20 protein-coding genes are annotated in these 25,681 nt (G+C 60.1%); 9 read left to right on the forward strand and 11 right to left on the reverse strand.

The features are described 5' to 3' along the window. Window positions 1-308: 308 nt before the first annotated feature. Window positions 309-1,229, reverse strand: a complete 921-nt coding sequence (locus C2E15_RS14290) for a LysR substrate-binding domain-containing protein (RefSeq protein ID WP_104957965.1) — start codon at window positions 1,227-1,229, stop codon at window positions 309-311. Window positions 1,230-1,610: 381 nt separating this feature from the next. Between C2E15_RS14290 and C2E15_RS14295 the strand changes: the two genes are divergently transcribed. The 4 genes from C2E15_RS14295 to C2E15_RS14310 are packed head-to-tail and all read left to right on the forward strand — an operon-like array spanning window position 1,611 to window position 5,594. After that, the gene (locus C2E15_RS14295; protein WP_104957966.1) at window positions 1,611-2,939 is read left to right on the forward strand and encodes an MFS transporter; all 1,329 of its coding nucleotides are present in this window, start codon (window positions 1,611-1,613) and stop codon (window positions 2,937-2,939) included. A 43-nt stretch (window positions 2,940-2,982) separates the two neighbouring features. Further along, window positions 2,983-3,732 (forward strand): SDR family NAD(P)-dependent oxidoreductase, encoded by a 750-nt coding sequence (locus C2E15_RS14300; protein WP_104957967.1) that lies wholly within the window; start codon window positions 2,983-2,985, stop codon window positions 3,730-3,732. Between the two features lie 21 nt (window positions 3,733-3,753). Beyond that, a complete protein-coding gene (locus C2E15_RS14305) occupies window positions 3,754-4,596 on the forward strand; it encodes a transketolase (protein WP_104957968.1) in 843 nt (280 codons plus the stop codon). Further along, window positions 4,596-5,594, forward strand: a complete 999-nt coding sequence (locus tag C2E15_RS14310; protein ID WP_104957969.1) for a transketolase family protein — start codon at window positions 4,596-4,598, stop codon at window positions 5,592-5,594. The genes C2E15_RS14305 and C2E15_RS14310 overlap by 1 nt, the downstream gene beginning before the upstream one ends. Before the next feature lie 44 nt (window positions 5,595-5,638). On the opposite strand, the gene C2E15_RS14315 is transcribed toward C2E15_RS14310, so the two are convergent. Further along, window positions 5,639-6,319, reverse strand: coding sequence for an oligogalacturonate-specific porin KdgM family protein (locus C2E15_RS14315; protein WP_104957970.1), 681 nt, complete (start codon window positions 6,317-6,319; stop codon window positions 5,639-5,641). A 193-nt stretch (window positions 6,320-6,512) separates the two neighbouring features. Next, window positions 6,513-8,090: an MFS transporter gene (locus C2E15_RS14320; RefSeq protein WP_104959191.1), complete on the reverse strand. Its 1,578-nt coding sequence runs from the start codon at window positions 8,088-8,090 to the stop codon at window positions 6,513-6,515. A gap of 852 nt (window positions 8,091-8,942) precedes the next feature. On the opposite strand from C2E15_RS14320, the gene nrdA reads away from it, so the two are divergent. The 3 genes from nrdA (at window position 8,943) to yfaE (ending at window position 12,781) form a co-directional block, all read left to right on the forward strand. After that, window positions 8,943-11,228: a class 1a ribonucleoside-diphosphate reductase subunit alpha gene (gene nrdA, locus C2E15_RS14325; RefSeq protein WP_104957971.1), complete on the forward strand. Its 2,286-nt coding sequence runs from the start codon at window positions 8,943-8,945 to the stop codon at window positions 11,226-11,228. A gap of 159 nt (window positions 11,229-11,387) precedes the next feature. Then, complete coding sequence (nrdB, locus tag C2E15_RS14330; RefSeq protein WP_104957972.1) at window positions 11,388-12,518, forward strand: class Ia ribonucleoside-diphosphate reductase subunit beta; 1,131 nt, start codon at window positions 11,388-11,390, stop codon at window positions 12,516-12,518. Window positions 12,519-12,520: 2 nt separating this feature from the next. Further along, window positions 12,521-12,781, forward strand: coding sequence for a class I ribonucleotide reductase maintenance protein YfaE (yfaE, locus tag C2E15_RS14335; RefSeq protein ID WP_104957973.1), 261 nt, complete (start codon window positions 12,521-12,523; stop codon window positions 12,779-12,781). Between the two features lie 33 nt (window positions 12,782-12,814). Here yfaE and C2E15_RS14340 read toward each other — a convergent pair whose 3' ends face one another. Further along, window positions 12,815-14,005, reverse strand: a complete 1,191-nt coding sequence (locus C2E15_RS14340; RefSeq protein ID WP_104957974.1) for a nicotinamide mononucleotide deamidase-related protein YfaY — start codon at window positions 14,003-14,005, stop codon at window positions 12,815-12,817. A gap of 227 nt (window positions 14,006-14,232) precedes the next feature. Between C2E15_RS14340 and C2E15_RS14345 the strand changes: the two genes are divergently transcribed. Then, the gene (locus C2E15_RS14345; RefSeq protein ID WP_104957975.1) at window positions 14,233-15,675 is read left to right on the forward strand and encodes a catalase; all 1,443 of its coding nucleotides are present in this window, start codon (window positions 14,233-14,235) and stop codon (window positions 15,673-15,675) included. A 391-nt stretch (window positions 15,676-16,066) separates the two neighbouring features. Here the strand turns inward: C2E15_RS14345 and menE are convergent, their stop codons facing one another. The 7 genes from menE to elaB all read right to left on the reverse strand — a co-directional run bounded on the left by menE (window position 16,067) and on the right by elaB (window position 23,656). Next, entirely contained in the window at window positions 16,067-17,446 is a 1,380-nt protein-coding gene (gene menE / locus C2E15_RS14350; protein WP_281257500.1) for an o-succinylbenzoate--CoA ligase, read from the reverse strand. After that, complete coding sequence (gene menC, locus C2E15_RS14355; RefSeq protein ID WP_104957976.1) at window positions 17,428-18,384, reverse strand: o-succinylbenzoate synthase; 957 nt, start codon at window positions 18,382-18,384, stop codon at window positions 17,428-17,430. Before menC ends, menE begins: the two co-directional genes overlap by 19 nt. Next, window positions 18,384-19,241: a 1,4-dihydroxy-2-naphthoyl-CoA synthase gene (menB, locus tag C2E15_RS14360; protein ID WP_104957977.1), complete on the reverse strand. Its 858-nt coding sequence runs from the start codon at window positions 19,239-19,241 to the stop codon at window positions 18,384-18,386. The genes menC and menB overlap by 1 nt, the downstream gene beginning before the upstream one ends. Next, window positions 19,228-20,028, reverse strand: a complete 801-nt coding sequence (gene menH / locus C2E15_RS14365; protein ID WP_104957978.1) for a 2-succinyl-6-hydroxy-2,4-cyclohexadiene-1-carboxylate synthase — start codon at window positions 20,026-20,028, stop codon at window positions 19,228-19,230. Before menH ends, menB begins: the two co-directional genes overlap by 14 nt. After that, complete coding sequence (menD, locus tag C2E15_RS14370; protein WP_104957979.1) at window positions 20,025-21,692, reverse strand: 2-succinyl-5-enolpyruvyl-6-hydroxy-3-cyclohexene-1-carboxylic-acid synthase; 1,668 nt, start codon at window positions 21,690-21,692, stop codon at window positions 20,025-20,027. Before menD ends, menH begins: the two co-directional genes overlap by 4 nt. A 44-nt stretch (window positions 21,693-21,736) precedes the next feature. Next, window positions 21,737-23,020, reverse strand: coding sequence for an isochorismate synthase (locus C2E15_RS14375; protein WP_104957980.1), 1,284 nt, complete (start codon window positions 23,018-23,020; stop codon window positions 21,737-21,739). Window positions 23,021-23,290: 270 nt separating this feature from the next. Then, complete coding sequence (gene elaB, locus C2E15_RS14380) at window positions 23,291-23,656, reverse strand: stress response protein ElaB (RefSeq protein WP_104957981.1); 366 nt, start codon at window positions 23,654-23,656, stop codon at window positions 23,291-23,293. 267 nt (window positions 23,657-23,923) lie between these two features. Between elaB and C2E15_RS14385 the strand changes: the two genes are divergently transcribed. Continuing rightward, window positions 23,924-25,582: a glucan biosynthesis protein D gene (locus C2E15_RS14385; RefSeq protein ID WP_104957982.1), complete on the forward strand. Its 1,659-nt coding sequence runs from the start codon at window positions 23,924-23,926 to the stop codon at window positions 25,580-25,582. The last annotated feature ends 99 nt before the right edge of the window (window positions 25,583-25,681 follow it).

Genomic DNA, 25,681 nt, shown 5'->3' on the forward strand with positions numbered 1-25,681 from the left:
AATCAGCGCAAATAGCGCACAGCGTTAAATAGTGGTTAACATGCCGAGCGCAACGGTAACCCTGGCCAATATGGCCCCAGGGCATTGCGTTATTTTTTTCGATAACGACGGCCCTGCGTATATAAAAACCATTAAGGGAATAAGTAACAGAAGAGAAATATCGCATGGCGATAATAAGGCGGAAATCAACTAAACAAGGCAATAATCCGGCAGCGGCGAGGGATATTTAGGCGGTTAACGTCAGGGCATGATTATCCTTCTTTTTAATCATACCGGCGGCCTTCAGACGCTTTATCGCCAGGCGTCGGCTACAGATGAAAAGGCGTCTCTGTCAGCTCCTGTTCCAGCCAGGCTAAAAAGCATTTTATCTTTTCCCGCTTTTCATGGGCGTGCGGAAACACCAGATGATGCGCACTTACCGGCATCGCATAACTATCGCCAAATACCGGCACCAGTTTTCCTGCCGCAATATACTCCTGCGCCAGCAGGTTGCTCTCCAGAATACATCCCATATCCATAGCGGCCGCTTCAAAACTCATATAGGAGCGATCGAAGCTGAATACAACGTTTTTATTGCGGTACGTCACGCCATGCCAGGCAAACCAGGCGCTCCAGCCAATCAGAGTGATTTCCGAATTAATCAGGTCACTCGCCGCCAGATCCGCCGGCGTGGAAACCGGGTGGCGCGCCAGCCACGCCGGCGACGCCAGCACGATCATCTGCTCGTTTTTTATCGTTTTCACATTGAGCGTCGGCCAGGCGGAAAAACCGTGGCGAATATCGATATCGATGTTGTCGCGCGCAAACTGCAGATTCTCATAGGAGCAGGTGAGGTTAAGCTGAATATCAGGCCAGGCCTGGCGAAAGCGGTCCAGCCTTTTCATCAGCCACAGCAGGCCGAAGCTGGGGGCAGAGTGAATACGCAGATGCTCGTGGTGAATATCGTTCATCACCTTTTCCGTTGCGCGCCCGATAATGTTGAGCGGGCCGGAAAGGTCCTGCAGATAGCGCTCGCCGGTCAGGGTTAAAGTGACCCCTTTTCCGCTGCGGATAAAAAGTTTTTTACCGAGAAATTGCTCCAGCGCGGCGATTTGATGACTGACGGCAGAGGAGGTAATGTTCAACGCCTCCGCCGCGCGATTTAAGCTGCCGGAGTTCGCCACCTCCATAAAAGCCAGCAGGTTTTTTAATGAGGGTAAAGGCAACAGCGTCTTTTTGGCGTCATTCATTGGCTTTCCTGCCCGGCGGCAATAAAGGAAAAGTATATCCCAGCGGCGGCGCGGCAACAATTTATCATCACGGCGCGGAAATTTATCATCACGGCGCGGTAATGTTCTGCGTTTTTTTCGTCCTTTCGCTATCAGACTGTGATCTTAATTACATTTTTATCCGGCACCGGTTGACATGGCAGCATGAGAAAAAAGCCAGCAGAAGGGGGAAGGTATGCGTCGGGTCACGAATCAAATTTTCCTCAGCGATAATTGAGCTTTTTTAACTTCCACTCTTTTTAATACGGCATATATTCAACGCATCCCTTTTCAGTAAAGCAGTCTGAAAATCAACCGGAATAGCGTTATCGCTTAACGCTCTATGTTTAAGAGGCTGATAATATGCTGAGAACAGAAGCCGCCACCTTTAGCCGGGTGGGCCAAACCCATTATCGCTTTATTATCCTTACGCTGATATTTATTGTTTATGCCATTAATTATGCCGACCGGACCAATATTGGCGCCGTGCTGCCGTTTATTATCGATGAATTTCATATTAATAATTTCGAAGCGGGCGCTATCGCCAGTATGTTTTTTCTCGGCTATGCGATTAGCCAAATTCCCGCCGGCTTTTTTATGGCGAAAAAGGGGATTCGCGGTGTAGTGGCGCTATCGATATTCGGTTTCTCCTTTTTTACCTGGCTGATGGGCACCGCCGCCTCGGTCGTCGCTCTGAAATGGATCCGCCTTGGCCTCGGCCTGAGTGAAGGCCCTTGTCCGGTCGGGCTGACCTCCACCATCAACAACTGGTTTCCGGCCAAAGAGAAAGCGACCGCCACCGGCGTTTTCATCGCCGCCACCATGTTCGCGCCGATTATTGTGCCGCCGCTGGCGGTCTGGATCGCCGTCGAATGGGGCTGGCGCTGGGTCTTTTTCGCCTTCGCCCTTCCCGGCATGGCGGTCGCCCTCGCCTGGTACGGGCTGGTGAGAACCCGGCCGGAAGAGAGCCGTTTTGTTTCATCGGGCGAGCTGGCGGTGATCCATGCCGACGGCCAGCAGAGCCATCAGCCGCGTCAGAACCTGATTTTGCAGCCGAAATTCGCCTGGCTGGATCGTCTTATTCGGGTGAAAAAGCTGACGCCGATCGCCACCGCCAAAGGTTTGTTCACCTCGAAGAACATTCTGGGGGACTGCCTGGCCTATTTTATGATGGTCAGCGTGCTGTATGGCTTATTAACCTGGATCCCGCTCTATCTGGTGCAGGAGAAAGGCTTCACCCTGCTCAACATGGGCTTTGTCGCCGCCCTGCCTTGCCTGGGTGGATTGATCGGCGCGATTAGCGGCGGCTTTATTTCCGATAAGCTGCTGGGCCGCCGCCGCAAACCCACCATGATGTTCACCGCCGCCAGCACCGTCATCATGATGCTGATCATGCTGAATATCTCCGGCGATACCGTCGCCATCTGCATCGGCCTGTTTTTCGTCGGCTTCTGTCTCAATGTCGGCTGGCCCGCCTTTACCGCCTACGGCATGGCGGTCGCCGATCGCAATAGTTATCCCATCGCCGCGGCCATCATCAACAGCGGCGGCAATATGGGCGGCTTCGTCTCGCCGATGGTCGCCGGCTTCCTGCTGGATAAAACCGGCAGCTTCAACGCGGTATTTACCTGGTTCGGCATCTGCGCGGCCATCGGTCTGCTGGTTATCTGCCTGCTGGATGAGCCGCAATAACGCCGCCTGCCCTTTCTCTTACCTTTCTGAATGGAGTGAACGTATGTTGCTACAAGATAAAGTCGCCGTGATTACCGGCGCCGCCTCTGCGCGCGGCCTTGGCTTCGCCACTGCCCGGCTGTTCGCCAGCCAGGGCGCGAAAGTCGTGATTATCGATCTGGATGCCGACGCCAGCGCGGCGGCGGCAAGCCAGCTGGGCGCCGGCCATCTTGGCCTGGCCGCTGACGTCGCCTGCGAAGATCAGGTCAATGCGGCGATAGCGCAGGCGCTGGCCTGGTTCGGCCGTATCGACGTGCTGGTCAATAACGCCGGCATCACGCAGCCCATCAGGCTGATGGATATCAAACGCGAAAACTACGACGCGGTGCTGGATGTCAGCCTGCGCGGCACGCTACTGGTCTCGCAGGCGGTGATCCCGACCATGCGCCAGCAAGGCGCCGGCAGCATTGTCTGTATCTCGTCGGTCTCCGCCCAGCGCGGCGGCGGCATCTTCGGCGGGCCGCACTACAGCGCCGCCAAGGCGGGCGTGCTGGGGCTGATGAAGGCGATGGCGCGCGAGCTGGGGCCGGACAATATTCGCGTCAACGCCATCGCGCCCGGCCTGATCCAGACCGATATCACCGCGGGCAAACTTTCTGATGAGATGCGCCAGTCGATTCTGGCCGGCATCCCGCTCAACCGCCTGGGCGAGGCGGCGGATATCGCCGGCGCGGCGCTGTTCCTGGCCAGCCCGCTCTCCGCCTACTCCACCGGCATTACGCTCGACGTTAACGGCGGAATGCTGATCCACTAACCTGTCGCAGAGGAACGGAACATGACACACGCAGAATTACAACATGTGGCCGCCGCCGCCTGGCGCATTCGCCGTTACGCGCTGCGCATGGGCGAGGTGCAGGGCCAGGGCTATATTGGCCAGGCGCTGGGCATCGCCGACGTGCTGGCTACCGCTTTTTGCCACACCATGACCATCCGCCCCGACGAGCCGGAATGGGAAGGCCGCGATCGCTTTCTGCTGTCGCACGGCCATTACGCTATCGCCTATTACGCCGCGCTGATTGAAGCAGGCATCATTCCCGAAAGCGAGCTGGAAACCTACGGTTCGGACGACAGCCGCCTGCCAATGTCCGGCATGGCCAGCTATACGCCGGGCATGGAGATCTCCGGCGGCTCGCTGGGTCAGGGGCTGAGCATCGCCGTCGGCATGGCGCTGGGGCTGAAGCAGAAAAAGCGTAGCGCGCTGGTGATCAACTCCATGTCCGACGGCGAGCTGGATGAAGGCTCGACCTGGGAAGCGGCGATGTCGGCGGCGCACCACCGGCTCGACAACCTGATTAACCTGATTGACGTAAATCGTCAGCAGGCGGACGGCAACTCCCAGAGCATTCTCGGCTATGAGCCGCTGCAGGATAAGTGGGCGGCGTTCGGCTGGTATGTGCAGCGCGTGGACGGCAACGATATTAGTCAGCTGATCGCCGCGTTCGACAACGCGAAACAGCACCCGGAACCGACGCCGCGCGTGATTATCTGCGACACGCTGATGGGCAAAGGGGTGCCTTTTCTTGAGACGCGCGAGAAAAACCACTTTATTCGCGTCGACGCTGATGAGTGGCAGAAGGCGCTGGCGGTGTTAGATACGCAACCACAAGGAGTCGCATAATGTCGCAAACGCAAACCCAACCCCGTTTGACCACCTCGGCGATGATCGCCTCTATTGCCGAAGAGGGCCAGCCGACGCGCGCTGCGCCGTTCGGCCATGCGCTGGTCGAGCTGGCACGCCAGCGGCAGGATATCGTCGGCATGACCGCCGACCTGGCGAAATATACCGATCTGCACATTTTCGCCCAGGCCTGCCCGGAACGTTTTTTTCAGATGGGCATGGCGGAGCAGCTGCTGATGGGCGCGGCGGGCGGCATGGCGAAAGAGGGCTTTATTCCCTTTGTCACCACCTATGCGGTGTTCGCCACGCGCCGGGCGTATGACTTTATCCATCAGGTGATCGCCGAAGAGCAGCTTAACGTAAAGATCGCCGCCGCCCTGCCCGGGCTGACCACCGGCTATGGCCCCAGCCATCAGGCGACGGAAGATCTGGCGATGATGCGCGGCATTCCCGGCATGACGATTATCGATCCCTGCGACGCGCTCGATATCGAACAGGCGGTGCCGGCGATAGCGGCGCACGACGGCCCGGTTTATATGCGCCTGCTGCGTGGCAAGGTGCCGGCGGTGCTGGATGAGTATGATTATCGCTTTGAGATCGGCAAAGCGCGGCTGCTGGAAGAGGGCCGCGACGTGCTGCTGATCGCCTCCGGCATTATGACCATGCGCGCGCTGGCGGTGGCGCGCCAGCTGCGCCAGGAGAATATCAGCGTCGCGGTGCTGCACTCGCCAACCATCAAGCCGCTGGACGAAGAGACCATTCTGGCGCAGGCGGCGAAGCCGGGACGGCTGGTCATCACCGCCGAAAACCATACCGCGCCGGGCGGCCTGAGCGAGGCGGTCGCGGCGTTGCTGATGCGCAAAGGCGTGCATGTCGATTTTGATACCATCACCCTGCCCGACGCGTTTCTTGATGCCGGCGCGCTGCCGACGCTGCACGATCGTTACGGCATCTCTACGGCGAAAATGATCGCGAAGATCAAGGCGCGACTGGGCTGAACGGGCGCCGTCGGTCAGGCCGACGGCGTTCTTTGTATCAGGAATTAAAACTTATATTGCAGGCCGATACGCCACCGCGTCTGGCGCTCATCGGTGGTTTTACGCACGCTGACGTCGCCCACTTCAACATAGGGCGACCAGCTTTGCGTAAGTTTCCACAGCGCCTTGATATTTTGCTCATAGTCCCACTTTTTATTATTAAAGCGGATCTGGTCGCTGTGCTTATAGATATAGTTATATTCCACCTTCCAGTCGGTAAAATCATAGCCCAGCCATATTTCGCCGCGGTTGGTTTTCATATCCTCTTTGCCGGATTCGCTTTCGCGCGTGTATTCATAGCGGTAGCGACCGTTAATATAGATACCGCTGGCAAATTCATAGCCGGTCATTAAAAAAGGTTTATAGATGCTTTTTTCATCCGTCGATTCCAGGGTGAACCCCGGCTGCACAAACCAGGGCTTCACCGGACGAAACTGATAATTAAGGGTATTTTCCGTACCGTCGCTGACCAGATCATTAAAGGCTTTATTCGGATCGTCGCCGCCCGATTTCCATTTCGCTTCAAGCGTAAAGCCGATGCCGTTATCAAAACGATGCGAGATGGCGACGCGATCTTTATGGATTTTACTGTCATCCAGCCATTCATGGCGCAGGTCAATCATCACTGCCGATGCCTGAGTCGCGGCCAGCAGCAGCCCGCAGCCCAATAAGGTCTGTTTATTCATGTGATCCCATCGCTATAATCCAGAGGTTTTTATAATTTATTAAGTTCGCAGCGTGATATTTCGCTTAATAAACCCATTTTTGATGCTGTCGCCCTGCCGCCGCGTTCTCCACAGGGGCACCGGGCGGATAAGCTCAGCGGCTTTTGCCGCCGCCTTCCGGCCCCGAACGGGGGCCGGAAGCTTCTGCGTGGCGTTATAGCTGCGGCGCGCGCTTTGGCTCCGCTGCGTTTTCGCTGACCAGCGGCGCCAGCTTCATTTTCTGGCAGATGTCGCTACGCCCCCAGCACTGCTCATAGGGGTAGCCCACCAGCGCTTCGATCACTTCGCGCACCTCCGGTTTGATTTCGCTGATCTCGCCGCCCGCCTTGATGCGCGCCACCTCTTCCAGCACCACCAGGTGCGTTTTGCGGTTAAGCAGCATCTGGCGGCTGAAGAAGATAGCGATAAGCGCCAGCGCAATCACCCCACCGAAGAAAACCCAGGAGATAGCGTTCATCGCCTCCGGCGGCTGGGTATGGGATTTCGACTGGAAGCCGTAGTAGCTGAGGATCGCGCCCATCACAAAGACGATAATCGAGCGCACAATTTTGCCGGAGAAGGTCATCGCGCCGGCGTAGATGCCTTCGCGGCGGCGGCCGGTAAACACCTCATCGACATCCGCCAGGAAGGTGTAGACTGTCCAGGGAATGTAGTAGACGCCGCCGGTGCCAAGACCAAACACCACGGTAATCGCGACAATCGCGAAATAGGCCACCCCGCCGGAAAGGTGCAGGAAGTGCAGCAGCGAATAGCAGCAGACGGCGAAAATCACGATGCTCAGCGCCCAGGTATAGGGCTTGCTGAAGCCGCGCTTGACGCATAGCGCGATAAAGATCGCCGTGGAGCAGAGCTGCAGAATCGCGTTGAGGCTGTTCAGCCCGGCGAGGATCGCCGGATCGTAGAGCAGCACGAACACCACATAGTAGGTAAACACCGAGGCAAACAGCCACTCCGCGCCGAAGCCGAACAGATACATGCCGAGATGCTTGCGGAACACACGCAAATAAAAGGTGGACTGCATATCGCGTGCCAGCGCAGTCAGGGTTTTGCCCAGCGATTGCTTATGACGCGCCACCGCGACGCCGGTATCCTTACGCTCCCAGGTGCAGAGCCACAGCAGGCCGACCGCAATAAACAGGATAACGCCGTAGGTAATGCCGGTATAAAGGAAAGGCTGCGCCGATTCTTTGCCATATAACAGAATAAACTGGCCCGGAATTAGCGCGGCGAGGAAATTAGCGATCTTGCCGAAAATCGCTTTATAGCCGGTCAGCTTAGAACGTACGGCAAAATCATCCGTCATTTCGGTGGCCAGCGTTTCATAGGGCACCATCACCGAGGTATAAATTAATTCGAAGATGACGTAGGTGGTCAGGTAATACCAGAAGCCGAAGCCCTCTACCCACAGCAGCGGATAAAAGACCATCAGCGGCGCGCCAATTAACAGGAAAAACCGGCGGCGGCCGAAACGTTTGCCCAGCCAGGTATTGCCGAAATTATCGGTGAGGTAGCCCATCAAAGGATTACTGATGGCATCGATAATGCTGGCCGCCGAGAAAATAAAAGAGGCCTCCAGCAAGGTAAGCCCGCAGAAAGTGGTATAGAAATAAAGCAGCCAGGCGCCGGCAATGGCCAGCGCGCCGCTGCCCAGCAGGTTTCCTCCGCCGTACGCCAGCTGATGGCCCAGAGTGATGCGTCTGCTTTGTCCCAGAGGTATGGATTTATTTATCATGATTTTTTCGGCCTTTATATAATTGAACCGCTGTTTCATTTTAAATGAAGTGCTTTTTTATATATTTATAAAGGAATGAATAATGTGATTAACGCCGCATTAGAAAAAAGTTGCGCAAAGGAAAAATCTTCCCTCGCGCACAGAGGGAACAAGCGATAACAGCAGTAGAAAATATCTTTTTAATCAGGTGGTTATTCAGAAGATGGCGTGACGGGTATCAGGAAGAAACGGCGGTTAACCCCACGGGAACAGGAAAAAACTTTCCGGTTTAGCGAGAACTATCACAAACAGCAAAAACGGTTATTTTTTATCCTTGATATTCATAAAAACCGTTAATCAGAATGCCAGGAAATCTCTTAGCGTCACCCTTTTTCACGCATCTACCGCCCGGCGTAACGCGCGCAAAAATAACCCGCTTTATTATTACTGCAGGAAATGATCGGTGCGGCCCATCGCCCGTCTGATATAAACGCCCCGCCCACACGCTATCGTTTGCGGTTTAAAGGGATCAGCCGCCCTGCGCGTAGACCTTTTTGCCAGAAAAAAAAGCGGATTTTTGCCTGCTGAGCAAGAACCAGGCGCTCGATCAAATTCTAAGTTTTTTTTTCAAACCATTGACATCCGCTGCCAGCCTTATGAAACGCGGACTTAGGAAATTAGCCAGCCTGCGATCACGAATTCGTAGCGAAAATCAAGGCTTGTTAAGCGGGGAGAAATTACTAGAATACTCACCATCTAGTTGTTCATTCATTCTCCACCCCCTATATATAGTGTTTATCCACAGAGTTACTCACAAAGAGCAAGCTGTGTATAAACGGGGGATATTTTTTTCACGGACAGGTAAAACGCGACATGAATCAGAGTCTGCTCGTCACTAAACGCGATGGCCGCAAAGAGCGCATCAATCTGGACAAAATCCACCGGGTTCTCGACTGGGCGGCGGAAGGCCTGCAAAACGTCTCCGTTTCCCAGGTTGAGCTGCGTTCTCACATCCAGTTCTACGACGGCATTAAAACCTCCGATATCCACGAGACCATCATCAAGGCCGCCGCCGACCTGATCTCGCGTGACGCGCCGGATTACCAATATATGGCCGCCCGCCTGGCGATCTTCCACCTGCGTAAAAAAGCCTACGGCCAGTTTGAGCCGCCGGCGCTTTACGATCAGGTAACGCGCATGGTGGAGATGGGCAAATATGACCGCCACCTGCTGGAAGATTACAGCCGTGAAGAGTTCGAGCTGATGGACGGCTTTATCGACCACTGGCGCGATATGAACTTCTCCTACGCGGCGGTGAAGCAGCTGGAAGGCAAATATCTGGTGCAGAACCGCGTCAGCGGCGAGATTTATGAAAGCGCCCAGTTCCTCTATATCCTGGTTGCCGCCTGCCTGTTCTCCAACTATCCGCGCGAAACCCGTCTGGATTACGTAAAGCGCTTCTATGACGCGGTCTCGACCTTTAAGATTTCGCTGCCGACGCCGATCATGTCCGGCGTGCGCACCCCGACTCGCCAGTTCAGCTCCTGCGTGCTGATCGAGTGCGGCGACAGCCTCGATTCCATTAACGCCACCTCCAGCGCCATCGTGAAATATGTTTCACAACGCGCCGGCATCGGCATCAACGCCGGCCGTATCCGCGCGCTGGGCAGCCCGATCCGTGGCGGCGAAGCGTTCCATACCGGCTGCATCCCGTTCTACAAGCATTTCCAGACTGCGGTGAAATCCTGTTCGCAGGGCGGCGTACGCGGCGGCGCGGCGACGCTCTTCTACCCGATGTGGCATCTGGAAGTGGAAAGCCTGCTGGTGCTGAAAAACAACCGCGGCGTGGAAGGCAACCGCGTACGTCATATGGACTACGGCGTACAGATCAACAAGCTGATGTACCAGCGCCTGCTGAAAGGCCAGGACATCACCCTGTTCAGCCCTTCCGACGTGCCGGGCCTGTATGACGCGTTCTTTGCTGATCAGGACGAGTTCGAGCGTCTCTATACCAAATATGAGCAGGATGAGCGCATTCGCAAACAGCGCGTGAAAGCGGTCGATCTCTTCTCGCTGATGATGCAGGAGCGTGCTTCCACCGGCCGTATCTACATCCAGAACGTCGACCACTGCAACACCCACAGCCCGTTCGATCCGACCATCGCGCCGGTACGCCAGTCTAACCTCTGCCTGGAAATCGCGCTGCCGACCAAGCCGCTGATGGATGTGAACGACGAGAACGGCGAAATCGCCCTCTGCACCCTTTCCGCCTTTAACCTCGGCGCGATTGAGAGCCTGGACGACCTGGAAGAGCTGGCGACCCTGGCGGTGCGTGCGCTCGACGCCCTGCTCGACTATCAGGATTATCCGATCCCGGCAGCGCAGCGCGGCGCGATGGGTCGTCGTACCCTCGGCATCGGCGTGATCAACTTCGCTTACTACCTGGCGAAGCACGGCGTGCGCTACTCCGACGGCAGCGCCAACAACCTGACGCACAAAACCTTCGAAGCCATTCAGTATTACCTGCTGAAAGCCTCTAACGAGCTGGCGAAGGAACAGGGTGCCTGCCCGTGGTTCAACGAAACCACTTACGCGCAGGGCATTATGCCGATCGACACCTATAAGAAAGATTTGGATGCGATTTGCAACGAGCCGCTGCATCTCGACTGGGATACGCTGCGCGCCGAGATCAAAACGCACGGCCTGCGCAACTCCACGCTGTCCGCGCTGATGCCGTCTGAGACCTCCTCGCAGATCTCCAACGCCACCAACGGCATTGAGCCGCCGCGCGGCCATATCAGCATCAAAGCCTCAAAAGATGGCATCCTGCGCCAGGTGGTGCCGGAGTATGAGCGTCTGAAAGAGAGCTACGAGCTGCTGTGGGAAATGCCAGGCAACGACGGCTATCTGCAGCTGGTGGGCGTGATGCAAAAATTCATCGACCAGGCGATCTCCGCCAACACCAACTACGACCCGTCACGCTTCGCCAACAGCAAGGTGCCGATGAAGCAGCTGCTGAAAGACCTGCTGACCGCCTATAAATTCGGCGTGAAGACGCTCTATTATCAGAACACCCGTGACGGTGCGGAAGATGCGCAGGACGATATCGCGCCTTCTATTCAGGATGACGGCTGCGAAAGCGGCGCCTGTAAAATTTAATCGGGTCTGGCCGGCGCAAAACCGGCCATGACATTTCTTTCGGCTTCGCCCGCTGGCGGGGTCGCAACATGGCAGGCCGCGCGGCGCGCGGTCAAAACGGCTGTCAGCGCGCTGTGTTACCGCAGCGCCAGCCTGTCCCGTTAGCATGTGGAATCAACTATGGCTTACACCACGTTTTCTCAGAATAAAAACAATCAGCTGCTGGAACCGATGTTCTTCGGCCAGCCGGTTAACGTCGCGCGTTACGATCAGCAGAAATATGACATCTTTGAAAAGCTGATTGAAAAACAGCTCTCCTTCTTCTGGCGTCCGGAAGAGGTCGACGTCTCGCGCGACCGCATCGATTTTCAGGCGCTGCCGGAGCATGAAAAACATATCTTTATCAGCAACCTGAAGTATCAGACGCTGCTCGACTCGATTCAGGGCCGCAGCCCGAACGTGGCGCTGCTGCCACTGATCTCGATTCCGGAGCTGGAAACCTGGGTAGAGACATGGGCCTTCTCAGAAACCATCCACTCGCGCTCCTATACCCATATTATCCGCAACATCGTTAACGATCCGTCGCTGGTGTTCGATGATATCGTTACCAACGAGCAGATCCTGAAGCGCGCCAGCGATATCTCCGGCTATTACGACGATCTGATCGAGATGACCAACTACTGGCATCTGCTGGGCGAAGGCACTCATCAGGTCAACGGCAAAACCGTTACCGTTAACCTGCGCGCGCTGAAAAAGCAGCTCTATCTCTGCCTGATGAGCGTTAACGCGCTGGAAGCGATCCGCTTTTACGTCAGCTTCGCCTGCTCTTTCGCTTTCGCCGAGCGCGAACTGATGGAAGGCAACGCGAAAATTATTCGCCTGATCGCCCGCGACGAAGCGCTGCACCTGACCGGTACCCAGCATATGCTGAACCTGATGCGCAGCGGCGAAGATGACCCGGAAATGGCGGAGATTGCTCAGGAGTGCCGTCAGGAGTGTTACGACCTGTTCAAACTGGCGGCGGTGCAGGAGAAAGAGTGGGCGGAATATCTGTTCCGTGACGGCTCAATGATCGGCCTGAACAAAGATATCCTTTGCCAGTACATTGAGTACATCACCAATATCCGCATGCAGGCGGTGGGCCTGGATCTGCCGTTCCAGACGCGCTCTAACCCGATTCCGTGGATCAACGCCTGGCTGGTTTCCGATAATGTGCAGGTGGCGCCGCAGGAGGTGGAAGTTAGCTCCTACCTGGTGGGCCAGATCGATTCGGAAGTGGGCGAAAACGACTTCGACGATTTCCAGCTGTAATTATGGCGGGTATGACGATCAAACTGTGCGTTTCCGGCGCGCAGCTTGAATGCACCGGCGAGCATCCCTCGCTGCTGGCGCTGCTGGAGGCGAATAATATTTGCGTCGAGTATCAGTGCCGCGAAGGCTACTGCGGCTCCTGCCGCACGCGGCTGGTGAAAGGGGAAGTCCGCTACGCCGGGCAACCGCTGGCCTTTATTCAGCAGGGCGAGATCCTGCCCTGCTGCTGCACAGCCAACGGCGATATCGAAATCGAACTATAAAGCGGGCCGCGGCCCGCTTTTTTGCTTTTCTGCTTACTCTTTCAACGTTTCGACAATATCGACCCAGCCGTGGCCGGTGGTCACTTCCATGCCGTGCAGCCAGCGACGCAGCATATTCATCGCCATCATCGCCACCAGCTCCTGACGCGTTTTCAGCGTATGACGCTGGTTATTGAACTGTACCTGTTGAGCGAACACCCCATCCGGCGTCGCCAGCGCAAAACCGAGCTGCTCGTTTTGCAGCGAGCCGACGCAGAGCGCGACGTCGGCCTGCTGCGTTTTCGCCCGCGCCCGCTGCGCCAGCTGCGTCAGGCTCTCTTCGCCGGCAGGCAGCACCTCGCCCGCCACGCCGGGCGCCTCGCCGGAAGCCAGCTGCCACTGCAGCAGCCCGGCGGTAAAGCGTTCGCTGACGGTCAACGTCAGGCCGCGCTGCTTAAGCTGCCGCGCCAGCAGCGCCGGCAACCCTTCGGTCCCTTCAAACAATGTGCATTCCGCCAGTTGCAGACGCACCTGCTGCCACGCCTGCTCCATCGCCACCCGCTGCGCGGCCGGGCCGGTCAGCTTGATTTCAATTATCGGCATGGAGGAGCGATAGCCCATCACCACCCCTTCCGGCAGCGGCAGCGGCTCCAGCTCGGCGGCCAGATCGCTTTCGCCGCGCCCGAAGGTGGTGAGGCGCAGGCAGAGCGGCGGCTCCGGCAGTGCGAAGCGCGCCTTCAGGCGCGGCAGGATCTGCTGCTCCACCATCACCTTAAATTCCGACGGCACGCCGGGAGTAAAGAAAATCCAGCAGTCGTTAAGGGTGACGGCGAAACCGCAGGCGGTGCCGACCGGGTTATCAATCATTTCGCTGCCGGCCGGGATCTCCGCCTGTTTGCGGTTACTCGCCGCCATCGGCCTGCCACGGCTGGCGAAAAAGGCCTCGATTTTCTCCAGCCACGCTGGCTGCAGCGCCAGTTCCACACCGCAGGCGGTGGCGGCGGCCAGCGCGCTGAGATCGTCGCTGGTCGGGCCGAGGCCGCCGTTAACAATCAAGACGTCGGCCACGCGGCTACGCTCCGTCAACGCCTCCACCAGCGCATGCAGGCTATCGCCGACGGTAGAACGGCTGCTCATCGGCAGTCCCTGCTGAAACAGTACATCCGCCAGCCAGGCGGCATTGGTATCGATAATCTGGCCGTGCAGCACCTCATCGCCCGTCGAGAGCATTTCCACTCTAATCACGTCACGTCCTCCTGTGGTTAATGCTTTTACTGTAGGAAGGCGCGGTGGCGAATACAACGTAAATTTCCCGGCGTGAACAGTTTTCGGAGATGGCAGCGATAGCTTCTGCCTGATTGTCAGCGCAGCGGCTTTAGCGGCAGAATGGCGCAAACAATAGGTTTACCCAATTAAATTACAAATATAGTTAGGTTAAACCTTTAACCATCACACCGATAGAGAACAGCCACATGAGTAAAAAAGGTCTCACTACCGCCTCAGGCGCGCCGGTTGCCCATAACAACAATTCCATGTCTGCCGGCCGCCGCGGCCCGCTGCTGCTGCAGGATGTCTGGCTGCTGGAGAAGCTGGCGCACTTCGATCGTGAAGTGATCCCGGAGCGTCGTATGCATGCTAAAGGTTCGGGCGCCTACGGCACCTTTACCGTGACGCAGGATATCACCCGCTTTACCCGCGCTAAGCTGTTCTCTGAGGTGGGCAAAAAAACGGACTTGTTTATCCGGTTCTCTACCGTGGCCGGCGAGCGCGGCGGCGCCGATGCCGAGCGCGATATTCGCGGCTTCTCGCTGAAGTTCTATACCGAAGAGGGCAACTGGGATCTGGTCGGCAACAATACGCCGGTCTTCTACCTGCGCGACCCGCTGAAGTTCCCCGATCTCAACCACGTGGTGAAACGCGATCCGCGCACTAACCTGCGCAACCCAACCTACAAATGGGATTTCTTCTCCCATCTGCCGGAAGCGCTGCACCAGCTGACCATTGACTTCAGCGACCGTGGCCTGCCGCGCTCTTACCGTCATATTCACGGTTTTGGCAGCCATACCTACAGCTTTATCAACGATCGGCAGGAACGTTTCTGGGTAAAATTCCATATGCGCTGCCAGCAGGGCATTGCGAATATGATGGATGACGAGGCGACGCAGCTGATTGGCCGCGATCGCGAAAGCTCGCAGCGCGATCTGTTCGAATCGATTGAACGCGGTGATTTCCCGCGCTGGAAGTTTTACGTGCAGGTGATGCCGGAACATGAGGCGTCGCAGACCCCGTACAACCCGTTCGATCTGACCAAAGTGTGGCCGCACGCCGATTACCCGCTGATTGAGGTGGGCGAATTTGAGCTGAACCGTAACCCGGATAACTACTTCGCCGAAGTTGAGCAGGTGGCGATGAGCCCGGCGAACGTGGTGCCCGGCATCGGCTTTTCACCGGACCGTATGCTGCAGGGGCGCCTTTTCTCCTACGGCGACGCGCACCGCTACCGACTGGGCGTGAACCACCACCAGATCCCGGTGAACGCGCCGAAATGCCCGTTCCACAGCTACCACCGCGACGGCGCGATGCGCGTTGACGGCAACAGCGGCAACGGCGCAACCTATGAGCCGAACAGCTTCGGCGTCTTCCAGGAGCAGCCGGACTTCAGCGAGCCGCCGCTGTCGCTGGAAGGCGCGGCCGATCACTGGAACCATCGGGAAGATGACGACTACTTCAGCCAGCCGCGCGCGCTGTTTAATTTGCTGAGCGAAGAAGAACATCAGCGCATGTTCGGCCGCATCGCCGGCGAACTGGCGCAGGTGCCGGAATTTATCCAGCAGCGTCAGCTGGCACTGTTCCGTCAGGTTGACGAAGCCTACGGCGCGGGCGTGGAAGCGGCGCTGCAGGCGCTGAAAGGTTAACACTGCTCCTGTGCGGTCGGTCTTCTCGAAGGTTAACACCGACCCTGTCCGGTCGGTCTTCTCAAAGGCTAACACCGTCCCTGTCCGGTCGGTCTTCTCAAAGGCTAACACCGACCCTGTGCGCTCGGTCTTCTCAAAGGCTAACACCGACCCTGTGCGGTCGGTCTTCTCGAAGGCTAACACCGACCCTGTGCGGTCACTGTATTTATTGCTGAAATGCCTGATAGCAGTCAAAGCCCGGCCTTGATGGCCGGGCTTTTTTATACCTGCGCTTACGCATCTGTCATAAAGCCGTATTTCACAGCGGCGCCAGGCGCCCCACCCGCCGACATTTTTTAACGCGGGCTGGCGCTGACTTCCTTCTCTCTTTAACTTGCAGGCGCAGCCGCCTTCAGCGCGGCTGCGCCTGCAGCCACTGTGCCAGCCGCTGACGTGAAAGCTTAATGCCGCCCTCGCCGATATCCTCCGGCAGCCGCAGCCAGCGTTGCGGACGCTGAAAGTTCGCCAGCTGCGGCTGCGCCCACTCCGCGATGCTCTCCGGCTGATAGCCCGCCGCCAGCGACAGCAGCGCGACCGGCCGCGCGCCCCACTCCCGATCCCGCTGCGGAACGACAAACGCCTGAGTAACGCCCGGATGCTGCAGCAGCAGCTTTTCGATCGCTTCCGGCTGCACCGCCTCGCCGCCGCTAAAGAAAATGTTATCCAGCCGCCCCAGCACCTGCAGCTCGCCATCCTGCCAGCGACCGCGATCGCGGGTATGAAACCAGCCCTGCGCGTCGGTTAGAGGCCAGATCCGCCCCTCCCGCCAGTAGCCCTGCGCCAGGGTCGCGCCGCGAACCTGGATCTCCTCTCCGACGATACGCACCTCACGACCGGCCAGCGGCACGCCGACGCCCGGCCGTCCGTTGGCGCGTTTGGCGCAGATCGTAGCCGCGCTTTCCGTCATGCCGTAGCCGCACCAGCAGCGGATGCCCGCTGCTTCGGCGCGCGCCGCCAGCTCCGTCGGGATCGCCGCGCCGCCGAGCAGCACCGCCTTCAACCCGGCCGGCGGCCGCGCCTGCTGCAACAAACGCCACAGCTGCGTCGGCACCAGCGAAGCGAAACTGCATCCCGCCAGCGCCTGCGCCAGCGACGCGCCGCTCGCCGGGATCGCCAGCACGCCGCCCGCCAGCAGCCAGCGCCAGACAATGCCCTGACCGGAAACGTGACAAAGCGGCAGCGACAGCAGCCAGCACGCCTGCGTATCGAAATTCATCAGCTGATTAACGCCCGCCGCGCTGGCCATCTGCGCGCGCAGGCTGTGCGCCGCCGCTTTCGGCAGGCCGCCGGATCCGGAGGTCAGCGTCAGGGTGGCGATGTTGTCGGGCTGCCAGACTGACGATGGCGCTGACGCGGCGGCGCGCAGCGTTAACGCGGGCGGGCTCGCCGCCAGCGGATCCGCCAGATTGAGCATAAAATCCGGTTGCAGCGCCGTCAGTAGCGGTGAGAGCGTGGCGGAAGGCAGTTGCGGATTAAACGGTAGCAGCCGGGCGCCCGCCTGCAGCAGCGCCAGCCAGGCAAGCAGCAGCGCCGGGCTATTTTTGCCGCGCAGCGCCACGCACATCCCCGACCGCACACCCTGCTGGTGAAAGCCGGCGCTGAGCCGATCCAGCCGCTGCGCCAGCGCGCGCCAGCTTAGCGACTCCCCCGCGGCGCGCAACGCGACGGCGTCAGGCATCATGGCCGCCCATCTGCGCCACGGGAAATCGCCGTTCAGTAAATCCGCGTCCACTGCGCCTGCTCCTGTAAAGGAAGATCGCAGCCCGGCCAGCGCCGCACCAGCTGCTGACGCATCAGCGACAGGGTATCCAGCCCCGGCGTCGAGCGCGGCGTCAGCCAGTGGGCCAGCCGCGCCAGCTGGGTCAAGCCCAGGCTCGACTCCAGCGCGGAGCTGATTACCGCCTGCAGCCCCAGCCGCCGCGCCTCGTCGATAAGCTGGCTCACGCGGCGCAGGGAGCCGGTCAGCGTCGGCTTAATGACCGCCGCCGCCACGCCCGGCTGCGCCCGCAGCCTGAAACCCGGCGCGCGCAGGCTTTCATCCCAGGCGAGGCGGAGACCGCTTTCGGCGGCGAAGCGCAGGCTCTCTTCCGGCGTGCGGCACGGCTCCTCAATAAAAGCGATACGCGCACGCTGCGACGACGACAGCCAGCCGGCAAACTGGCGCGCTTTTTCCGGCGTCCAGCTGCGGTTGGCATCCAGCCGCAGTTGCAAATCGGGCAGCGCTTCCAGCAGCAGGCTGACCTGCATGCCGTCGCGCGCCGCTTCATACAACCCCACTTTCATTTTGGCGCAGGGTATGGCCTGCAGCTGCAGCAGCAATGCATCCGGGTCGCCGTGGCACAGCGGCGCGCTCTGCCAGCGGCTTTCTGTCGGCAATGTGCCCTCCAGTTCGGCGCAGGCGCAGGAAATGCCGAACGCCGCCGACGGCAGCGCGCTCTCCGCCGGCGCCTGACCTGCCAGCCAGCCGGCGATCCACGCCAGGCACGCCTGTTGCGCCTGCGCCAGCGTTTCGCGGCTGAAGCCCGGCAACGGCGCAATTTCGCCCCATCCCTGACGCCCCGCCTCCTGCAGCTGCAGTAACAGCCCTTCCCGCTGCGTCAGGCGGCGGTCGCGCAGCAGCACGCCACTCTCCATCGGTATGGCGTAGCGCCACAGTTTCGCCTGCCGCATCAGGGGTTGCGCCGGAACTGGCTGAAGTCGGGCTGGCGCTTCTGGTTAAAGGCGTTGCGCCCCTCCTGCCCCTCTTCGGTCATATAAAACAGCATGGTGGCGTTGCCGGCCAGCTCCTGCAGCCCCGCCTGGCCATCGCAGTCGGCGTTGAGCGCCGCTTTCAGGCAGCGCAGCGCCATCGGGCTGTTGCGCAGCATCTCGCGGCACCAGCGCACCGTCTCCTGCTCCAGCTGCGCCAGCGGCACCACGGCGTTGACCAACCCCATCTCCAGTGCCTGCTGCGCGTCATACATGCGGCACAGAAACCAGATTTCGCGCGCTTTTTTCTGACCGACGATACGCGCCATATAAGCCGCGCCCCAGCCGCCATCGAAGGATCCCACTTTCGGCCCGGTCTGACCAAAGCGCGCGTTATCCGCCGCAAGGGTTAAATCACACAGCATATGCAGCACGTGGCCGCCGCCGACCGCGTAGCCCGCTACCATCGCCACCACCGGCTTGGGACAGCTGCGGATCTGACGCTGAAAATCAAGCACGTTCAAATGGTGGACGCCGCGCTCATCCTGATAGCCGCCGTAGTCGCCACGCACCTTCTGATCGCCGCCGGAGCAGAAAGCCTGCTCCCCCGCGCCGGTGAGGATGATTGCGCCGATGCCCTCGTCGTAACGCGCATCCTGCAACGCCAGCATCATCTCCTGCACGGTCAGCGGCCGAAACGCATTGCGCACCTGCGGCCGGTTGATGGTGATTTTGGCGATGCCGTCCGGCGATTTGTGATAGCGAATATCACTAAAATCGCCGCTGCAGTCGCGCCATTCAACAGGCGCAGCGAGCTGTGGATCATCAGAATAAAGCATTGCATCCTCCATAAGAGCAGACCGGCTGGCGCAGCAGCTGCGCCAGAGAAAGACTAAATTCGACGGGGCTGGCGCGATGGGCGTTATGCCCGGCGGCGGCGATGGTATGCAGCGGTAACCGCGCCTGCTGCGCCAGCTGTAAAAACTTGCTGTCCCACTCGCCGCAGAGATAGCCGAAGGGCACCTGTAGCGCGCGCAGTTCAGGCAGCAGATCAGGCTGACGGCTGAGCGCCGTGGCGTGCAGCATCGCCGCCAGCGACGGTCCGTGCCCCACGCTGCGCTGCGCTACCAGCTCGCTGCGCTGTTTGCCGCACAGCTCGGCGAACAGCGGCTGGCGATACCAGGCCTCCAGCGCGGCGGCGAGCGGCAGATCGCGGAAACGGGCGATCCAGCGCCGTTCATGCGCCAGCCGCGCCTGACGCTCACGCGCGTCGCGCAGCCCCGGATGCCCCGCCTCCACCGCCAGCCCGCACAGGCCGGGCAACGCCGCCCGACAGGCGTAATACATCGCCACGCGGCCGCCCAGCGAGTAGCCGATAAGCCAGTATTTACGAACTTGATGATGACGCAGCGTGGCGCTCAGCTGCTCACACAGCGCATCGAAGCCGCTGACGCGCTGGCTGCGCGAACCGCCGTGGCCCGGCAGATCGATGCTCAGCATCGGCCAGTCGGGAAAAGCCTGCTGCGCCGGCAGCCAGTCATCGGCCGATCCCAGAAAGCCGTGTAGCCAGACCAGCGTCGGCTTGCAGCTGCGGCGGTGGCCCTGCCAGCGGGCATGGAGGATCATAATTGCGCGCCCATGGCGGCCAGCCTGGCGAATGCCTGCGCGCCGCCGTCCGGCGGTACGCAGAACTCCGCCAGCGTCGCCCCCGGGTGCATGAAGCCCTGCAGCACCGCCTCGCGCAGCGTTTCCCAGCATTCGGCCTGCCGGTAAGCCAGGCCGAACATCTGCGCCGCCGGCGCGAAGCTGACCCCCTGCGGCAGGATGAAAAAGGCTTCCCGCCGCTCGGGCGGCGTGGGCAGCAGCGAGAAAATGCGCCCGCCGTCGTTATTCACCACCACCAGCACCAGCGGGAGATCGATCTGGCGCAGCAGCGCCAGACTGTTGAGATCGTAGAGCGTGGAGATATCGCCCAGCAGCGCCAGCGTCGGGCGTCGGGCGCCGCGCTGTAGACCGGCAACGGTGGCGATCAGGCCATCGATGCCGCTGGCGCCGCGATTGGCATACACCGGATAACCCGCTGGCAGCTGCGCCAGCGCATCCGCCAGCCGCACCAGCAGGCTGTTGCCGAGGAACAGTTGGCCCTGCGCCGGCAGCAGCTCCGCCAGCCGGAACGCCAGCTGCGCCTCTGCTTCCTCCTTCAGCGCCGTCTCCGCCTGTTGCCGCATCGCATCCGCAAGCGCGCTCAGCTCCGGCGCCCAGCCTTCCGCTTCACACGCCGGGTGCGCCTGCAGCCAGGCACCGATCTCGCTGACTATGCGCCGCCCCGGCTGGCTGGCGGGATCGCGGCGGCCCGGCAGCGGGTCGATCAGCCACCACTGCGGCGGACGCGCCTGCTGCTGCCACTGCAGCAGACGCTTGCTCACCAGGCTGGCACCGAACTGCACGACCAGCTCCGCCTGCGCCAGCCGCCGCTGCGCGCGCGGGCTGCTGAGCCAGAGATCGACGCCGGGCAGCGGCTGCCCGCTCTGCGACTGAATATCCGCCAGCAGCGGCCAGCCGAGCGCCCTGGCCCAACGCGCCAGCGCCGCGCCCTCGTCCGCCTGCATTTTCCCCGCGATAACAACGCCGCGCTTTTCACGCCAGCGTGGCCATTCCGGCTGCGGCGCCGGTTCGCCCTGCGGGTAGTGGCTGACCCAGGGCGTCTCCTGCCGCTGCCATTCCGCCAGCGGCGCCAGCCAGTCGAGCCAGGCATCGTCCTGCGGGCCGTAGAGCGGCTCGGCGAACGGACAGTTAATATGCAGCGCGCCAGCCGGGGTCGCGGCGATCGCCTCATCCAGCGTCGCCGCCAGCCAGCGCGCGTTGATATCAGGCGTCGGGCGCGGCAGATCGCAGCGGCGGGCGAAGTGGGAAAAGAGGCCGGGCTGAAGGATCGCCTGGTTTGCGCCGCAGTCAATCAGCTCCGGCGGCCGGTCGGCGCTCAGGACGATCAGGCGTTCGCCGCTCTGGCGCGCCTCAATCACCGCCGGCAGCAGGTTGGCGACGGCGGTGCCGGAGGTGACGATCAGCGCCACCGGCGCCTGTAGCGCTTTCGCCATACCGAGGGCGAAAAAGCCCAGCCCGCGTTCGTCGAAATGGGTGTGGCAGGCCAGCGCGGGTTGGTTTGCCGCCGCCAGCGTCAGCGGCGCGGATCGCGAGCCGGGCGCGATGCAGATATGGCGCACCTGATGGCGCGTCAGCACCGCGATGATGACCTGCGCCCAACGGCGGTTAAAGCTACTGACGGACATGCTTCCTCCCGAAAACCTTGACGGTAGATGATGCCGCAGACGCGCTACGCGCCGGGCAGCAGCGCCGCCAGCGCGGCGATTTTGTTTTCCGTTTCCTGCCACTCCTGCAGCGGATCGGAACCGGCGACGATGCCGGCGCCACCATACAGCCGCACCCGCTCGCCCTGTAGCAGCGCGCAGCGCAGCGTGACGCAGAACTCGCTTTTCTGAGGTGAAATAAAGCCCACTGAACCAGCGTACCAGTCGCGATCCAGCTGTTCGTGCCGCTGCAGGAAAGCGCGTGCCGCCGCGCGCGGCAGGCCGGCCACCGCCGCTGTCGGCTGCAGCCGCTGCAGGCAGAGCGCGTCGCTGCGGCTACGCAGTTCGCCGTGAATGCGCCGCCGCAGATGCTGAACATTGCGCAGGCGCACCAGCTCTACCGGCATGACCTCCAGCCCGCTGACCATGCCGTGCAGCCGCTGGCAGATATCCTCCATCACCAGGCCGTTTTCGCGCCGGTTTTTCCCGTCACGCAGCAGCCACTGCCCCTGCCGCCGGGCTACCTCCGGCTGACTGTCGCGCGCGGCCGTGCCCGCCAGCGCTTCGGTCAGCAGTTCATTCTGTTGCCGCAGCCAGAGGCGCTCCGGGCTGGCGCAGACCAGCGCCTCGTCGTTGTCGAAACGCAGCATAATTTGATAGCAGTGTGGATTGGCGCGGCGGCTCGCCGCCAGCAGCGCCTCAGGCGGCAGCGGGCGGTCCCAGAAGAGATCGGCGGCGCGCGCCAGCACCACTTTTTCCAGCACGCCGGCGTCGATGGTCGCCAGCGCGGTATCGACCCGCTGACGCCACTCCGCCTGCTGCGGCTGCTGCAGACGCCGCAGCAGGTTTCCCGCCAGCGGCGGCAGCGGCCGGGCCGGCAGTAGCTGTTGCAGGAAATCAGCGGCGGCGCGTGCATCGTCGCGCAGGCTGCTGTCGCTGTAGAGAAACAGGGTCAGCCGATCGCCGCGGCGATCGCGGCGCCACATCAGGCGCGGCAGAAAGAAGAAGCTGTTGGCCGCTTCAAAGCGGTTTGCGCCCCAGATGCGCCAGTGAGTCGGCAAATGACGGCACGCCTGCTCCGCCTGATAGAGCGTCTGATAGCGGCGGATCGCGCCGCACAGCGCTACCTGTTCGTGGCCGGAACGTTGCTGCCACCAGAGCTGGGGCCGGTGCGGCTGGGCGCTAAGCCAGGCGAGCGAATCGCCGGCGGCGTCAAGGGGAACGGTAAGCGCGCGATAGCCCGCTTCGGCGCTGTCGATCTGCGACAGCTGCGTGAGCAAAAGGGTATAAGCAGCAGGAAGCGAATACACAGAACCTCCTTAAGCAAAAAGAGGTAGATAGTGTAAAAGCGTCGTCAGCGCGGAATGTTGATGCAGGACAGTTCGCTCGCGGTTTGCACCGGCGGGAAGATAACCGGAAAGCGAATGGGGATGCGTGCGGCAGAGGAAGAAACCGGCAGATGAAAGGCTATTGGGATGCGTATGAGAGAGACAGGTAAGCGGAAGGGAAAAGGCCATCGGGCCCGCCGAAAACAGGCCAGCCCCTCGCCTGGCGGCAGGGGCTGGCGGTGCGGGAAAAGCTTAGCGGCGCGCCAGCAGCAGGCCGAAAACCAGACCAGCGGCGGCACCGATGCCGATACCCTGCCACGGTTTTTCGTGAACGTAGTCGTCAGCGCGGTAAGCTACCTGTTTCGCACGATAGTAGTAGGAATCTGACGCTGCGCTGACGCGCGATTTCACATCATGCAGCGCCTGCTCCGCCTTCGCCTTCAGTTCAATATATTTCTGATCGGTAGGATCGCCGGAGGATTTCAACACCTCTTCCAGCGTTTCGGTGAGCAGCGTTAAATCATCGTCCAGACGCGTTTCATGCGGCTCAGCTGTCGCCTGAGCATCGTCAGCTAATAGCGGATCGCGGTTTTCTTTTGAGTCAGTTGATACAGCCATTTTCTTCCTCCGTGTAAAACACATGCATGTCCACTAACTATAGACAGTTTTTTCGCGCCTGCCTGCTCCTGTGCCCAGGAATGCGCTGATAGCACTTTGCGGAAATGCATTGGTTTATTTGATTAATCTGATAAATTTCCTGCGTACTGAATTTTTACCGCTCCCGTCTGTCGTAGCTGACTGTAGCCCTGGTCCCGCCGGGGAAAAAGGGTGCAAAGGCACGACAGTCACTACAAACTCGTTCAGCACAAGGAAATCGTTTCTGGCATGAATCGAAGAATGTTTATGAAAACGTCTATGGCATTCGCCGCCGTCAGCGGGATGTCCGGCTTATCCACGCTGTTTGCTCAATCTGCATGGGCGGAAGATGGCATTGCAGACGGCACCGCGACGCGCTTCGACTTTGAGGTGCTGAAGAAAAAGGCCGCCGAAATGGCGCAAAAGCCCTGGGGCGGCGCCCCCGGCCCGTTGCCGGATACGCTGGCAACCATGACGCCGCAGGCCTATAACGAAATTCAGTATGACGCTAACCACTCGCTGTGGAACGGCATCGACAATCGGCAGCTGGACGTGCAGTTTTTCCACGTCGGCATGGGCTTTAAGCGCCGTATTCGCATGTTTTCGGTTGATACCGACAGCCGTGAAGCGCGGGAAATCCACTTCCGCCCGGAACTGTTCAACTACCAAAACACCAACATCGACAGCAAGCAGCTGGAAGGCAAGACCGATCTCGGCTTCGCCGGCTTCCGCGCGTTTAAAAAACCGGAACTGGCGCGGCGCGATATCGTCTCGTTTCTTGGCGCCAGCTATTTCCGCGCCGTTGACGATACCTATCAGTACGGCCTGTCGGCGCGCGGTGTGGCGGTGAATACTTTCAGCAACGGCCAGGAAGAGTTCCCCGATTTCGTGGCATTCTGGTTTGAAACGCCGAAGGCGGACGACACCACCTTTACCGTTTACGCCCTGCTCGACGGCGCCAGCCTGACCGGCGCCTATAAGTTCGTGATCCACTGCGAGCCGAAGCGCGTGGTAATGGAGGTGGAAAACCACCTGTGCGCGCGCAAAGATATTCGTCAGCTCGGCATCACGCCGATGACCAGCATGTTCAGCTGCGGCAACAGCGAACGCCGCATGTGTAATACCTATCACCCGCAGATCCACGATTCCGATCGACTGGCGATGTGGTCCGGCAAAGGCGAGTGGATCGCCCGTCCGCTGAACAACCCGCGCAAGCTACAGTTCAACGCCTACGAGGATGAAAACCCGCGCGGTTTCGGCCTGCTGCAGTTGAATCACGATTTTGAAGATTATCAGGATGTGATCGGCTGGTATGACAAACGCCCCAGCCTGTGGGTGGAGCCGGTCGGCAAATGGGGTAAAGGCGCCATCAACCTGATGGAGATCCCAACCACCGGTGAAACGCTGGATAACGTGGTCTGCTTCTGGCAGCCGGCCCAGCCGATTAAGGCGGGCAGCGAGCTGGCATTCCAGTACAAGCTTTACTGGAGCGGCCTGCCGCCGGTACAGAGCGACCTGGCGCGCGTGGAGGCGACCCGTTCCGGTATCGGCGGTTTCCCGGAAGGCTGGGCGCCCGGCGAACATTTCCCGGATGTCTGGTGCCGCCGCTTCGCCGTGGACTTTGTCGGAGGCGACCTGAAAAACGCCGCCGCGAAGGGTATCGAGCCTGTGATTACCGTTTCGGCGGGCACCATCAAGCAGGTAGAGATCCTGTATGTCGAGCCGCTGAACGGCTATCGCATTCTGTTTGACTGGTACCCCACCAGCGAGGCTGCCGATCCGGTGGATATGCGTCTGTTCCTGCGCACCAAAGAGGAGACGCTGAGCGAGACCTGGCTCTATCAATATTTCCCGCCGCCGCCGGACCAGCGGAAGTACGTTGACGATCGTCAAATGACGGTCGGCTAACCTGAGCGGCGAGGGAAACCTCGCCGTTTCTGTTTCTGCCGCGCGCTTCGCCGGCTCTTCTGAGCGCAACGGCGCAATGGCTCTTATACTGAATGATCG

This window comes from Mixta gaviniae (assembly GCF_002953195.1).
Taxonomy (GTDB): domain Bacteria; phylum Pseudomonadota; class Gammaproteobacteria; order Enterobacterales; family Enterobacteriaceae; genus Mixta; species Mixta gaviniae.